The 11,929-nt window shown below is 69.3% G+C and carries 13 protein-coding genes and 1 pseudogene; 8 read left to right on the top strand and 6 right to left on the bottom strand.

All coding sequences use genetic code 11. The annotated features are described in order from the left end of the window. Window positions 1-113 precede the first annotated feature (113 nt). Window positions 114-413, top strand: a pseudogene (locus KVT44_RS58965) (integrase); the annotation flags it as partial. Window positions 414-682: 269 nt separating this feature from the next. On the opposite strand, the gene KVT44_RS44125 reads toward KVT44_RS58965, so the two are convergent. After that, window positions 683-1,378, bottom strand: a complete 696-nt coding sequence (locus KVT44_RS44125; protein WP_099918554.1) for a TetR/AcrR family transcriptional regulator — start codon at window positions 1,376-1,378, stop codon at window positions 683-685. A gap of 262 nt (window positions 1,379-1,640) precedes the next feature. Here KVT44_RS44125 and KVT44_RS44120 point away from each other — a divergent pair, with 262 nt between their 5' ends. Then, entirely contained in the window at window positions 1,641-2,024 is a 384-nt protein-coding gene (locus KVT44_RS44120) for a hypothetical protein (RefSeq protein WP_217573660.1), read from the top strand. Between the two features lie 739 nt (window positions 2,025-2,763). On the opposite strand, the gene KVT44_RS44115 is transcribed toward KVT44_RS44120, so the two are convergent. After that, window positions 2,764-3,486: a VOC family protein gene (locus tag KVT44_RS44115; RefSeq protein WP_217573659.1), complete on the bottom strand. Its 723-nt coding sequence runs from the start codon at window positions 3,484-3,486 to the stop codon at window positions 2,764-2,766. Between the two features lie 232 nt (window positions 3,487-3,718). On the opposite strand from KVT44_RS44115, the gene KVT44_RS44110 reads away from it, so the two are divergent. After that, window positions 3,719-3,919, top strand: coding sequence for a serine hydrolase domain-containing protein (locus KVT44_RS44110; RefSeq protein ID WP_308314272.1), 201 nt, complete (start codon window positions 3,719-3,721; stop codon window positions 3,917-3,919). Here the strand turns inward: KVT44_RS44110 and KVT44_RS58960 are convergent. Further along, window positions 3,864-4,277 carry a hypothetical protein gene (locus KVT44_RS58960; RefSeq protein WP_254650741.1) on the bottom strand — a complete coding sequence of 138 codons (414 nt, stop codon included), beginning with the start codon at window positions 4,275-4,277 and terminating at the stop codon, window positions 3,864-3,866. The two genes, KVT44_RS44110 and KVT44_RS58960, sit on opposite strands and share 56 nt — an antisense overlap. Continuing rightward, window positions 4,267-4,419, bottom strand: coding sequence for a helix-turn-helix domain-containing protein (locus KVT44_RS61205; protein ID WP_368857606.1), 153 nt, complete (start codon window positions 4,417-4,419; stop codon window positions 4,267-4,269). The genes KVT44_RS58960 and KVT44_RS61205 overlap by 11 nt, the downstream gene beginning before the upstream one ends. 420 nt (window positions 4,420-4,839) lie before the next feature. On the opposite strand from KVT44_RS61205, the gene KVT44_RS44105 reads away from it, so the two are divergent. Next, complete coding sequence (locus tag KVT44_RS44105; RefSeq protein ID WP_217573658.1) at window positions 4,840-5,199, top strand: peptidoglycan-binding protein; 360 nt, start codon at window positions 4,840-4,842, stop codon at window positions 5,197-5,199. 828 nt (window positions 5,200-6,027) lie between these two features. Next, complete coding sequence (locus KVT44_RS44100) at window positions 6,028-6,252, top strand: hypothetical protein (RefSeq protein ID WP_217573657.1); 225 nt, start codon at window positions 6,028-6,030, stop codon at window positions 6,250-6,252. Window positions 6,253-6,665: 413 nt separating this feature from the next. Here KVT44_RS44100 and KVT44_RS44095 read toward each other — a convergent pair whose 3' ends face one another. Next, window positions 6,666-7,670 carry a serine hydrolase gene (locus KVT44_RS44095; protein WP_217573655.1) on the bottom strand — a complete coding sequence of 335 codons (1,005 nt, stop codon included), beginning with the start codon at window positions 7,668-7,670 and terminating at the stop codon, window positions 6,666-6,668. Between the two features lie 233 nt (window positions 7,671-7,903). Here KVT44_RS44095 and KVT44_RS44090 point away from each other — a divergent pair, with 233 nt between their 5' ends. Beyond that, window positions 7,904-9,043 (top strand): serine hydrolase, encoded by a 1,140-nt coding sequence (locus KVT44_RS44090; RefSeq protein ID WP_217573653.1) that lies wholly within the window; start codon window positions 7,904-7,906, stop codon window positions 9,041-9,043. 709 nt (window positions 9,044-9,752) lie between these two features. Here the strand turns inward: KVT44_RS44090 and KVT44_RS44085 are convergent. Further along, window positions 9,753-10,118 (bottom strand): hypothetical protein, encoded by a 366-nt coding sequence (locus KVT44_RS44085; RefSeq protein WP_190174394.1) that lies wholly within the window; start codon window positions 10,116-10,118, stop codon window positions 9,753-9,755. A gap of 203 nt (window positions 10,119-10,321) precedes the next feature. Here KVT44_RS44085 and KVT44_RS44080 point away from each other — a divergent pair, with 203 nt between their 5' ends. Further along, entirely contained in the window at window positions 10,322-10,717 is a 396-nt protein-coding gene (locus KVT44_RS44080; RefSeq protein WP_254650725.1) for a hypothetical protein, read from the top strand. 253 nt (window positions 10,718-10,970) lie between these two features. Then, entirely contained in the window at window positions 10,971-11,900 is a 930-nt protein-coding gene (locus KVT44_RS44075) for a hypothetical protein (protein ID WP_217573650.1), read from the top strand. Window positions 11,901-11,929 lie beyond the last annotated feature (29 nt).

The following is an 11,929-nucleotide window of genomic DNA, read 5'->3' as shown; positions in this document are numbered from 1 at the left end:
CGCACTCCCTGGTACCGGGGCGGCCCCGAAGCGGCCGGTTCCAGGGTGGCGCAAGCACACTGTCCCGGCTGTGAACGCGAACTCGCCCGGCTCGACGAGAAGGGCCACCCGCAGACGGGCGTCCGCTGGACCCCCGTGCCGACTACGAGGCGTTCAAGGAACTCCTGAGGGCAGCGGGGATCGATGACCGGCGCCTGTACGACGGGAGCCGTCACACCGCCGACACGATCCTGAACGAGCTGGGTGTGGACATGCCCACCATCATGAAGATCCTGCGACACTCTGGCGGCCGAGCCGAGGGTGGTCGCCCACCTTCTATCGCCGCGGCCCTCGTCGCTCCCTTGGCCGACGCCTTGCGCTGGAACCAGTCGGAACCGCGGGCCGCCGCGGGAGTTTCACCCGTGGCGGCGTAGGCGCGGGCGTCGGTGATGTGGAGGAGGGCTTCGGTCTGGCCGTCGACGTGGCCGAGGCCGCGGGGGAGCGCGCCTTCGACGAGGTCGACGCAGTGGTGTGTGACAGCACGGGCCGGGGCGGCCGGAAGACGGCGGTCGGACGGCCCGTGGTCCTGCCGCCCGGAGTGCTGTCCGGGGTCTTCCCGGCCGGTCGGCCGAGGTACCGGTCCGGTGTGGCGCCGGTCCGGTGTGATGCGCAGCTGTTGTCCGCGGCTTCGTCTCTCGTGTGGTCAGGACTGCTCGCGGCAGTCCTCTTCGGTGCACTCGAGAGTGACGAGGGTCTGGTCTACCTGCTGGCTGGTCAGAGGAGGTTCGGGCAGTTCGTGGGCGCCCTCGGTGCGGAAGGCGTCGAGCATCAGGTGGAGGTGGCGGCGCCAGGCTTGGGGGGCGATGGTGCGTGTGGCCTGGATGATCCCGGCCTGGGACCAGATCACGAAGGCGATGTCCTGCGCGGTGACGTCGCCGCGCAGGACGCCCTGTTCCTGGGCGTTGCGCATGATCTGGATGCAGAGTTCCTTGGCGCGTTCGTACATCTCGCGGCCGGCCACGTGAAGGGGCAGCCGTGCCGAGACCAGGTCGTTGAAGGCGCGGTCGCAGGCCTGCAGCTGGCAGAGTTTCTCCAGGTAGCGGCAGAACCCCTCCCAGGCGTCGTCCATGGCCGCGGCTTCTTCCGCGGCGGTGAGCAGTTCCGTGTACTTCGCGTTGAAGAGTGTTTCGACCAGGTCGAGCCGGGTGGGGAAGTGGCGGTAGAGCGTGCCGATAGCGACGCCGGCCTCGCGGGCGACGCCCTCCAGGGACGCCCCGAGGCCCTGCTCGGAGAAGGCCGTGCGGGCGGCGGCCACGATCGCGTCCCTGTTGCGCTGTGCGTCACGGCGCAGGGGTTTCGTCGGTGTCTCCCTCGCGGACGGGGCGTGGTGGTGGCTCATGGCTCGAGCGTAACATGAGGCCCCCCTCGAATTCGTTTGTTGTCATGTTTCCGATCGCAATCTCGCCCTTCTGACGTGCTGTGATGAGCCTCACCGCAAATATGAGGCACCCCTCGGGTACGGTGGCAGAGCCGAACGTGAGGCGCCCCTCCGGATGACCTTGCGGCAAGCCGACTGACCCGGGATTTCCGGATCTCGGTTCACATAGAAGCGGCGGCCGCCAGCTCGGCGGAACCGCGGCAGTCTCGCAAGGGAAATGACCATGAACAGCATGACCAAGCGCGTCTCGATCGCACTCGCCTCCACGGCACTGGCCGGCGGAGCCCTTCTCGGAGCCGGCGGCTCGGCGTCGGCAGCCACGACTTCGGTGCCCGTGCAGCACACGCAGTACGTGTCCGCCACCTCCGCGACCAGCAGCGAGCAAGTCGGCCGCCACACGGACGACGACCGCCGCGACGACCACCGTGGGCAGGACACTGTGCGCTACGTACGGGCTGCGGACCATGAGGGCGAAGCCGCTTCGGGGCGCGGCGTCAGCGCCGCCCGCTGGTACGAGGACCAGGTCGACGAAGCGGCCTCGTGGCACGGCGTCAGCGCCGCCCGCTGGCACGAGGACCAGGTCGTGTGGTCCCTGAACCACAGCTGACGCGGCCCGAGCCGCCCCACTCCGGAACGCCGGCGCCTGCCCACACAGCAACACGGCCGCACCCCCGGCCGACCAGGATCCCGGATCGCGCGCCCCACGGCGGTCCGCACCCCGCATTGAGACGAACGCCGCACGCAAGGCGAAGGCACTCTGGCCCTCAGCGCCCGCCACGCCGACCACGGCCAGGCCCGCACCGACATATGAACCTCGTCGACCGCTTCCCTTGCCGACCGCTTCCCCACACGCCGTGACACCCCGCCGGACCGGGCAGGTCCTCTCCACGCCGGGACAGTCACCCGACGCGAACGCCTGGAACACCACCCCAGGGCGATCGACCGGCCGGGGGGCCGGATCCGGGACCGCAGTGGTCACAGAAGTGCCCGATCAGTCTGCCGACGACGTGCAACCGTACTCATGGCCAGCAGTTCCTTGCTCCGGTTGCAGCGAGCCGGGGGAGCCCCGGACGCCGAAGCGGTCAGCAGGACTGCTCGCGCGGCTGGCCGGATCGTTCGCGGTGATCGGCTCGCCGTCGCGCGGTGCCGACGGACTTCGGGCGCCTCGAAGCGCGGACGCGCCACGCGCCCGCGGTGACCGAACCGGTCCCGTCGGTCTTGCCGCGGACCACACACCGGGGTCGCCTTCAGCAGGAGCCCGCGCCGTGGCGCGTGTGGGCCGGTAGTCCTCCGCCCCGGGAAATTCGGATCAGTACGCGGACACGCAGCAGCGAATGGCTGCCCCGCTACCGGGGCCTCTGTACGGAGAACTCGTTGCCGTCGGGGTCGAGCATCAGCACGCGGACGCCGTCGCCCTCGCCGATGTCGGTGCGCGTCGCACCAAGCGAGATCAGGCGGTCGACCTCCGCCTCCCCGTCGGCGTCGGCGGGAAGCGCCAGCTCCAAGAACAGCCTGTTCGTGCCCGTCTTCGGCGCCACCGGAGGACCACCCCAGGTGATCTTCGTACCGCCGTTCGGCGATTGGATCGCGGTCTCCTGGTCCTGGTCCCAGACCAGCGGCCACCGCAGCGCCTCACTCCAGAAGTAACCGACCTCCCGCGTACCGTCGCAGGCCAGCGCTCCGATGAAACCGGTGTCGGCGAGGAACTTGTTGCCCGCCTCGATCACGCAGAACTCGTTGCCGTCCGGATCGGCGAGCACCACATGTCCTTCTTCCGGGAGTTGGCCCACGTCGATGTGTGTCCCGCCGAGTTCCAGTGCCCTGGCCACCGTCTGCTGCTGATCCTCCGGGGAGGTGCTCGTCAGGTCGAAGTGTGCCCGGTTCTGGCCGATCTTCGGCTCCTGGCTCGGCAGGAAACGGATGCAGAACCCGCCGGTATCAGGGGGCAGGATCGCGACGTCGTCGTCCGGACCGTCGGCCAACTCCCAGCCCAGGACCCGGGACCAGGAGCGCGCCAGGCCCGACGGCCGGGTCGCGTTGAAGCAGATCGCGAACAGTTGACTGGTCATACCCCGTGTATCTCCGATCCATCGACAGTCGACACGGCGCCTCGCCCTCCGCGCGGGCGCAGCCTAGGGGCGGCCGTGCGGCACCCGCATCCGAGTTTCCGGCGCGAGCACGGCGGCGCGGGCGGTCAGGTCCAGGTCGAGGCGGGCAGGGGCGCAGTGTTCTGAGGGGCCGGCATCCGTGGTCAACTGGTCCTGCTGAACACGTCACAGGCCGCAGCGCGTTGCTTTCGCGATGCAGCACCCGCCGTCCTTTATGCCTGGCAGCGACTGGGAGTACTCGAACACCAACTACGTCCTCATCGGGATGGTGATCAAGGCGGTCACGGACCATTCCTGGGAGCACGAGGCTCGAGCCAGGATTCTGCGTCCGTTACGCCTCACACACTGTCGCACCCGGCAACTGGCCGTTCCTGCCGGGTCCCCATGCCCGTGATGACCAGCAGTTCGAGCCGGGCGACGACATCCCATCCCGGCTGGCTCAGCACGGCGGTGCGGGTGGTGCTGCACCCCGCGTACAGCTGTCCGTTCTTCCGCTTGACCGCGCAGGGGTAGGTCTTTCCCGGCTTGTAGGCGAAGGCCCCATGGGCCGTTGCGGCCGTGTCCTTTCCGCTGTTCCCGTGGTCGCTCCAAAGCGTCCCAACCAGCAGGCCGACGACCGGTGCGCCGAGCAGCGCAGCCGTGAGGACACCGATCTGCGCTGCCCGGCGTGCGCCGCTCTGTGTCGGGGTGTCAGCCGCTTCGGTCGCTCCGTCTTCCGTGCGCCACGCCTCTTCAGCAGGCTCATGGAGCACCAGGAGCCCGTGTCGTTTCTACGCCGTTTACCCGCGCCAGTTCTTCCACGGCCTGTCGCGGCGCCAGTGCCTTTCCGTTGAGGTAGCGCTCCCAGGAGGAGCGGCTGTAGCCGGTCTTGACGCCATCGACGACAGGCTCAATCCGCTGCGGTCTTGCAGCCGCCGCAGTTGGACGACCAGCTGTTGCACCCGGTCGTCAAGAGAATCCGGTAACGCCTTCCAACGCGACACGTTCCACCCCATCCGCGTTCAGTTGTCGGAGGCTTCGCATACGCCTCCTGGGTGGTGTTATACGCCTCTGCAAGGTTCTCGGTTCTTGGAGCGCGCGCCGCCGTGCACACCTTTCGGACAGCCTTCTTGCCACCGCTCGGCCCGCGGGCGTCCCGGCGTCACGCCGTGTCCAGCGAAATCCCAGCAGGGCAGAGCATGGGACGTCCCACGAACACCTCAGTCTGCCGCGGTTGCTGTCGGGGGATCGGGAATGTCCAGCAAGCTCGGTGATGCAAGCCGGGCGGCGCGGTCCACCCCGCGCCGCTCCCACCACCCACGTAAGGGAAATGACATGCGCATCAAGTCCGTCAGCATGCGAGCCGGCCTGCTCGCTGCGACCGCTGCCCTCGGCGTGGGCTCCCTGCTCGCCCCGGCCGCCACGGCGGCCACCCCGCCCAGCATCATCAGCAAGGGAGACACCGGACACGGCGTCTGGTGCGTCCAGCACGCCGTAAACCTCTACTACGAGAGGCAATACAACAAGAAGAGCGGCCCGCTCGCCGAGGATGCGGTGTTCGGCACGAGCACCGCTGACTGGGTGGCCTGGTACCAGGGCCAGTACGGCCTCCACGCCGACAGCGTGGTGGGCAAGAGCACCGGCTTCTGGTTGATCCTCGACGACAGCTACTACGGCAACTACTGCAAGGCATAAGTGCCCCACGGGTCACACCCCTGAAGCGGCTGAACGTGCGGGAGCGGGACGGCGGCCTGTAGCCGTTGTCGCGCTGCTCCCCTCGGGTCACCGGCGAACCGGTCGGCGTCGGCCCGGGTCCGGGCGGCGCGGCCGTGGACCGCGTCCGCGGCCGCGGGCTCCAACGGATGCGGCCGGTTCCTGACTCATGACGGTCTCCTGCGCATCGTGGTCGTGGTCGTCGTGTACATCGAGGCTTGACCGCCTAGACGACGACGCGTGGGTACAGGGTGGCTGTGAAGGTCTAAACGGGAGTCGTTTCGCGGTGCCTTTGGGAGTCGTTTCGCGGGCCTCGCCGTGATCAATGTAGGCAGGTTTTGATGTCGCTAGAAGTTTCGGACACCGCCTCGCTGTCCGGCGCGCTGTCCTCGAAGTCCTGCCCAAGCTCGGCGTCCGGCCCAACGGCTCTCAGCGGACGCAGGACGGGCTATCAGGGGCGCAGGGTCCACGGCCATCGGCCCAACGACAGGTAGAGCCCCTCCGGCAGCTGAACCTGCCGGAGGGGCTCTCGCGCTGTGGGCTCGAGGTGCCTGTCAGCGGATAGGCCGCTACCGTCGAAAGTGGTGAGGTCGCGATTCAGGACACGTCACGCGACGCGCTCCCGCAACGGTGGGCCTGCAGCCGGGAGACGTGCGTCCCTCGCTTTCACGCGGCGACCTCGACGACAGCGCCGCATCGGTCTTCGAGCGGCACCATCCAGCCATCGCCGGACCGCACGCTTCGGCGTGAGGCCGCGGCCATCCCTTTCGTGCTGGGACAGCGCGAGAACGTGGAAGAAAGAGCAGAGCCATGCGAGCACATCGCGCCAAGCGCGCCTTCGCCTGCTTCGCGGCCGGCTTCCTGCTGGCCGGCGGCACCGCAATCGGAGTGGCGGGCACGGCCGCAGCAGCCGCCCCCGCCACGACGACCGCCTCGGTTCCCAAGGGCTGCTCGTGGCACAGCGGCTGGTACGACAGTTACCACCACTGGCACCAGGGCTATTGGGACTGCAACTCGAACCGGAACAACCGCTGACCTGCCCGCCGTCCGGGCGAGTGGCCGCTGGTACGACTCACCCCCCAGGCTCTGCCGGGCGTTCAGCGGTCACCAGGGCGTGCGCTGGCCTGTGCATCCAGTACAGGGTCAGCGGGAACACAGCGTGCAGACCTGCAGACACCCACGTATCGACGCTGGCCAGCGACTCAGAGGTGAGGACCCCGGCCACGTTGGCGGACACAGCGACGGGCACGGCGAACAGGACATCACGGCGTGACCGGACAGCTCGGACAAGGAACAGGTCAACGGCTACCGGAACGGCGTAGGACGGCCAGCAGGGTACTCCGTGCGTCGCTGCTAGGTGCTGTGACCGCATTGGTTCGCCGGGTTGCCCGGGCGTCGGTCGCTGGTCGCTGGTCGCCATGCACCGGACTGGATGGGAGGTCCGGCTGTCAGTCGGCGAGCGCGGCGTTGACGATCGCCTTGATGTACGGGAGGTCATTGCCGGTCCCCGTCGGGTTCAGGGAGTACACCACGCGGTGTCGGAGGTCGCGGGTGGCGAAGAACCCGTTGTCCCAGCCGGGGCGGGAACCGGTCTTGCCCCACGCGTACTTGCCACTTGGGAGCTGGTAGCGCAGGAGTCCGCCGATGCTGTAGCAGGCCGCCTGGCCAACGCAGTTCGTGTTGTCGGCGGCGCTCTTCACGTTCGGTACCTCGAATACCAGCTTCTGCTGGGTGGGTGGGAGCAGGCTGCCACGGAACAGTGCGGTGATGAAGCGGTCCAGGTCGGCGGCGGCGGGCAGGCTGGTGTGCCTCAGATGCAGCGGCCGGATGATCCTGCGCTGCAGTTCGCTGGTGAAGGAGTGGCCGGTGACCTTTTCGACGATCAGGCCGAGGACGAAGGAGTTGAGTCCGTTGTACTGCTGCTCGGAGCCGGGTGCGGGCGGCGCGTCGGTGGCTGCGACGAACGAGTCGCGCAGGAAGTCTTCGGGCGTCACAGATTTGAGCTGCCATCCGGGTCCGTCGGCCGGGCCAGGGGTCGAGGCGGGCTTGGGCAGGCCGCTCGTGTGGTCGAGGAGGTGGCGCACGGTGACGCGGTTGTACGCCTCGGGCAGCACTTGAGGGACGTACCTCCGCGCCGGTGTGTCCAGGCCGATCCGGTGCTCGGCGACGAGTTGGAGCACCACCGTGTTGGTGAACGCTTTGGTGACACTGCCGATCCGGACATAGGCGTCAGCGGTGACCGGGCCGGCGGTGGCGCCCACGCCGTCCCGTCTGATCAGCGCGCCTGCAACGACGTCGTCGGGCAGGTGGTCGAGGATGTCCTGGACGGTGGGGTTCGCGGACGCCGGGGCGCTGGAAGCAGGCGTTTGGCGGCGGTCGTGGGCAGGGCCGCGCTCGCCGGCGGTGAGAGCGGTGGCCAGGGCGAGGGTGGTGACGGCGAGGCGGATGCGCATCGACGTTTCTCCTCCACGGCGTTGACGGGACTTGTTGACAACGCCAACTCTGCTGCGTGCAGCCGCCGTCCCCCATCAGTGATCACCCTGATCACAACCTTGGACTGCCCCTGACAGATGCGACCTGGTGCTGCCACCCCATCAGTTCGCCGGGTTGGTCAGGCTTTCCTTGCGCTTGGAACGGTTCTGGTCGGAGCCGATCGCGGTCCCCCGGGTCGGAGGGGGGAGGGTCTGTGCACACCAGCACGGTGCCGGACAACCCGGCGCAGCGGCGCGTCGAGGAAGTCCTGGCGGAGCTGACGGGATCGGGCGTGGAGGTCGGGGTGCAGGTGGCGGCCTGGCGCGACGGCGAGTTGGTGGTCGACGCGTGGGCGGGGACGGCCGACGTCGCCGAGGGGCGGCCGATGGGGCCGGACACCTTGGTGCCGGCCTGGTCGACCGGCAAGGGCGTGGCGGCGGCCCTGGTCGCGATACTGGTGGACCAGGGGGTGCTGGCGTACGACGCGCCGGTGGCGCGGTACTGGCCGCGGTTCGGCGCGGCGGGGAAGGAGCGGATCACCCTGGGGCAGGTGCTCGGTCATATGGCCGGGTTGCCCCAGCTGCCGGCGGACGTGACCCCGGAGCGGCTGCTCGACCTGCCGGCCATGGCCGACTGGATCGCCGGGCAGCGGCCGAGGTGGGAGCCCGGTAGCGCGTTCGGTTACCACGCCTGGACCTACGGGGTGCTGCTGGCCGAGATCCTGCGCCGCGCTACCGGCCGGACCTGCGACCAGCTGCTGCGTGAAGAGCTGGCCGGTCCGCTGGGGATCGGTGACGAGCTGCTCTTCCATGTCCCTGAGCACCTGGCGTCGCGGGTGGCCACCTGTTACGACGGCGGCTGGGCGGCGCGGCTGGAGCGGATGCCGCCCGGGGCGCCGTTCTTCGACTGCGTTCCCCACGGGGTGCTGCCGGTGGCGGAGTTGGGCAACCGCGCCGATTTCCGGGCTACGGCACTGCCGGCCAACGGGATGATGACCGCGCGCGGGGCCGCCCGCATGTACGCGGTGCTGGCCTGCGGCGGTGAGCTGGAGGGGGTACGGCTGCTCTCGGCGGCGACCTTGAAGGAGGCGACCACGGGGTGGGCGAGCGGGGTGGACAGGATGATGGGCACCACCTGCACGATGGGCGGCGGATTCGTGATCGGGGACAGCGGAGCGAAGCCGGTGCGCCCGGCAGGCGGCTTCGGCCACAGCGGGTCGGGCGGCAGCACGGCCTTCGCCGACCCAGCGCATCGTTTCTCCTTCGCTCTGGTCAAGAACCGGATGACCCTGCCCGGCCTGGACGCGCGGCTGGCAAGCGAGATCCGTACGGCCCTCGGCATCGCGAGCGACTGAGTACCCGCGGGCAGCGGGAACCACGAGATCGTCGTGGTCTCTCCCATAGGCATGCGGACGAGGGGGCCGTCGGCTGGTCCGGAGCCACGCTGTACGAGCTGGCGACCGCACACCAGCGACCAGCTGCCGGGCCGGCTTCCGCGGGCTGCCTCAACAGGTCCCATCGGTTCCGCGTGCGTGCTCTCGCATCGGTCTCTCGTTCAGCAGGGAGCACCCCCAAGGCAAACCGGGCAAGGACCAGGCGCCCGGCATTCCCGCGCCGCGTCCACAGAACAACCCCTGGGACCAGCTCAACCAGCCAAGGACCACCTAGTAGCCCAACAGCCCCTGCAGCCTTTGGCGAAAGAGTGCCGACGGTCCCGTTTGCGGCTGCGGGGAGAGCAGTACCGCGCCGAGACGGGATGTTCCACCCCGACCGTCCAACTCGCCCCGTACTCAGGACAGTTCACTGTCCGGGCGGCCTGGACCGCCTCGGTCCTCGCCCTCGTGCGCCGCAGCCGGCGCCAGTGCCGCGAACGGCACGCCGATGAACAGGACACCGCCGTCGACTTCGCCGACGGCATCAGCGGATCACCGCACCCCCGGCACAACCGTGGCCCGGCATCACGGCCCTCCGCGACCACGACCAGCCGCAGCCGGGGAACACCGTCCCTGCCCGTGCTCGCCACCGTACGAAGCGAAAATGACCGCCGGAAGTCCCCCATACTGGTCAGGCGCGGTCCGTCAGCTCCTCCGCGAACACCTGCGACAGAGGTTGCGGTCCCACGTATTGCTGGCAGTTGCACTGGCCGGCCTCGAAACGCAGCGGCTTCTTGTTCTCGTCCCAGGCCGTCGGCACCTCGACACGTTCGTGGCACCGACCCTGCTTGTCGTGCTTGGCGAGATGGTGCGTGCATCCGCACACCGGCTCCGGCGGCTTGTGCGCCGCTTCGACGGCCAAACGTTCCTGCTTCGCCGCCTCCAACAACTGCAACTTCCGCTCATGCCGATTACGCAGCGCGGTGCGGACGTTGTCGGCTGCCCACGCGAAGCCGCCCGTCCAGAAGATGATAAGAACCCACCAGAACCAGTCCACCAACCGCCCCTTCCCCCGTGTCCTGCTGCGCGTCAGCATAGACGGCTTGGCTCATCCGAGGCGCTTCGCCTTGTCATGTAGGCCTCAGGCACGGCTTCTCAGTTTGACTCTGCCGGTGATCTTGGTGTTTCCCGGTGCGGCAGCATGATCGACGGGCACACTCGGGGCAGTTTCGAAGGCTGCTCCAGCAGTTGAGGTGCTCGTTGTCCGTTCGCTCCCGCTCCGGCGAGAAGGTTCCGTCCCTGACCGCGCAGGTCGCGCGGGCCAGCAATCCGGGCGGTACGACGGCAATGTGGGTGAGAGACCGGCTGAACGGCCTGTGGCGCGACGAGGACTTCGCCGACTGGTACCCGCGCGACGGGCGCCCGGGTCTCTCGCCGGCTCAGCTGGCCACCGTCTGCGTGTTGCAGTTCCTGTTCGACCTGGTCGGCCAGCGCGCTGTGGTGGACCACGTCTTGGCCGCCGTGCGCGACTTGACCCGGCTGGAGCTGGTCACCGAGGCGGTGCGGGCCGCGCTGGAAGAGGTCGCCGGCCCCGCCGCGCACCTGCTGGCCATGCGCGACATCACCGGCAGCACCGGCCTGCCCACCACGGCCTGACACAAGACCCGAAACCCGGCCCCACCACGCCCCAGCCGGACACGCACGCATCAACGTGACAGCACCCATGGGTGTCCGGGCGGTGACCAGCGTGTATTCGGGTCGTTGGAGCAGGATGGACAGCTGAGCGCAGCGGTGCCCCGGTCGTCATGGGCTGGGGCGCCGTGGTGTGCAGCTCGGCTTCCGCCTTCACCGGGCCTGGACGCTTCGGCGTCGTAAGGTCCGGTTCAGACGCAAGCGAGAAGGCAGTGGCGTGGTCGGACAGTCTGGTCTGTATATCGATGGGTTCCCGGGCAGGGGCCGCAGCAGCGGCCAGGCCGGGCAGGCAGCCGTGCTGGTGCTCGCGGCGGTACTGAGCGGTGCGGCGGTGCCCGCACAGGCTCAGTCGCCTGCCCGTGATGCCGCCGCTGCGGCGCCGGTGACGAAGGTGTACGCGACGCCGGGCACGTACCAGTTCACCGTCCCGCAGGGAGTCACTCAGCTGACGGCCACGGCGGTCGGTGCCGGCGGCAGCGGTGGCGGTGGAGGCGCTGGCGGCAACGGCGGCGGGGCTGTCGGGTGCGTCTTCCCGGTGAAGCCCGGACGGATCATCCACCTCGCCGTGGGGAACGGCTACCCCGGCGGCCGCGGTAGCGACAGTTGGGACCCCAAGGACTACGGCGGCTACCGCGGTTACAGCGGTACCCACGGCAACGATTCGTGGGTGTGGGACAAGGCCACGGACAACTCCATCAGGGCCTGGGGCGGCCTGGGCGCATGGTACGGACGCGGAGGAAGGGCGGCCAGCGGCGGCGGCGCGGGCGGCAAGGGCGGCCCGTTCAACGACAAGGCGGGTGGCGGGATGTGGGAAACGCTCGGCCCCAACTGCCGCAACAACGCGCAGGCCAAGGGCGGCGAGGCCGGAGAAGCCGGTCGGGACGGCCAGGACGGCAAGCACGACCGGGGACCCGGCGTCGGAGGTGACGGCGGACGCGGCGGAGCCGGCGGTGTGATGGAACCCTCCGTCTACCCTGCCCCGCTGCCGGGCATGGCGGCCTGCCCCGAGAACGCGCGCGGGGAGGGCGGCGACGGAGGCAGCGGAGGGGATGCGGGAAACTGGTACGCGAAGTACGCGGAACGCTACCCAAAGGCAGGGCAGGACGGTAAGGCTGGCCAGGACGGCTGCGTCGTACTGACCTACTGAGAACACGGGCTCACCCGGGCCGGTTGACC

Origin of the sequence: Streptomyces sp. GbtcB7 (assembly GCF_019091445.1) — a bacterium.
In the GTDB taxonomy this organism is placed as follows: Bacteria; Actinomycetota; Actinomycetes; order Streptomycetales; family Streptomycetaceae; genus Streptomyces; species Streptomyces mirabilis.
The sequence above is the reverse complement of the archived record's forward strand: the minus strand, read 5'-3'. Positions and strand labels throughout refer to the sequence as shown.

What these genes read in the sequence shown, in the direction of transcription:
- KVT44_RS44125 (WP_099918554.1), bottom strand. Translation starts at nt 1,378, where the DNA reads ATGAGCCACCACCACGCCCCGTCCGCGAGGGAGACACCGACGAAACCC.
- KVT44_RS44120 (WP_217573660.1), top strand. Translation starts at nt 1,641, where the DNA reads ATGAACAGCATGACCAAGCGCGTCTCGATCGCACTCGCCTCCACGGCA.
- KVT44_RS44115 (WP_217573659.1), bottom strand. Translation starts at nt 3,486, where the DNA reads ATGACCAGTCAACTGTTCGCGATCTGCTTCAACGCGACCCGGCCGTCG.
- KVT44_RS44110 (WP_308314272.1), top strand. Translation starts at nt 3,719, where the DNA reads ATGCAGCACCCGCCGTCCTTTATGCCTGGCAGCGACTGGGAGTACTCG.
- KVT44_RS44105 (WP_217573658.1), top strand. Translation starts at nt 4,840, where the DNA reads ATGCGCATCAAGTCCGTCAGCATGCGAGCCGGCCTGCTCGCTGCGACC.
- KVT44_RS44100 (WP_217573657.1), top strand. Translation starts at nt 6,028, where the DNA reads ATGCGAGCACATCGCGCCAAGCGCGCCTTCGCCTGCTTCGCGGCCGGC.
- KVT44_RS44095 (WP_217573655.1), bottom strand. Translation starts at nt 7,670, where the DNA reads ATGCGCATCCGCCTCGCCGTCACCACCCTCGCCCTGGCCACCGCTCTC.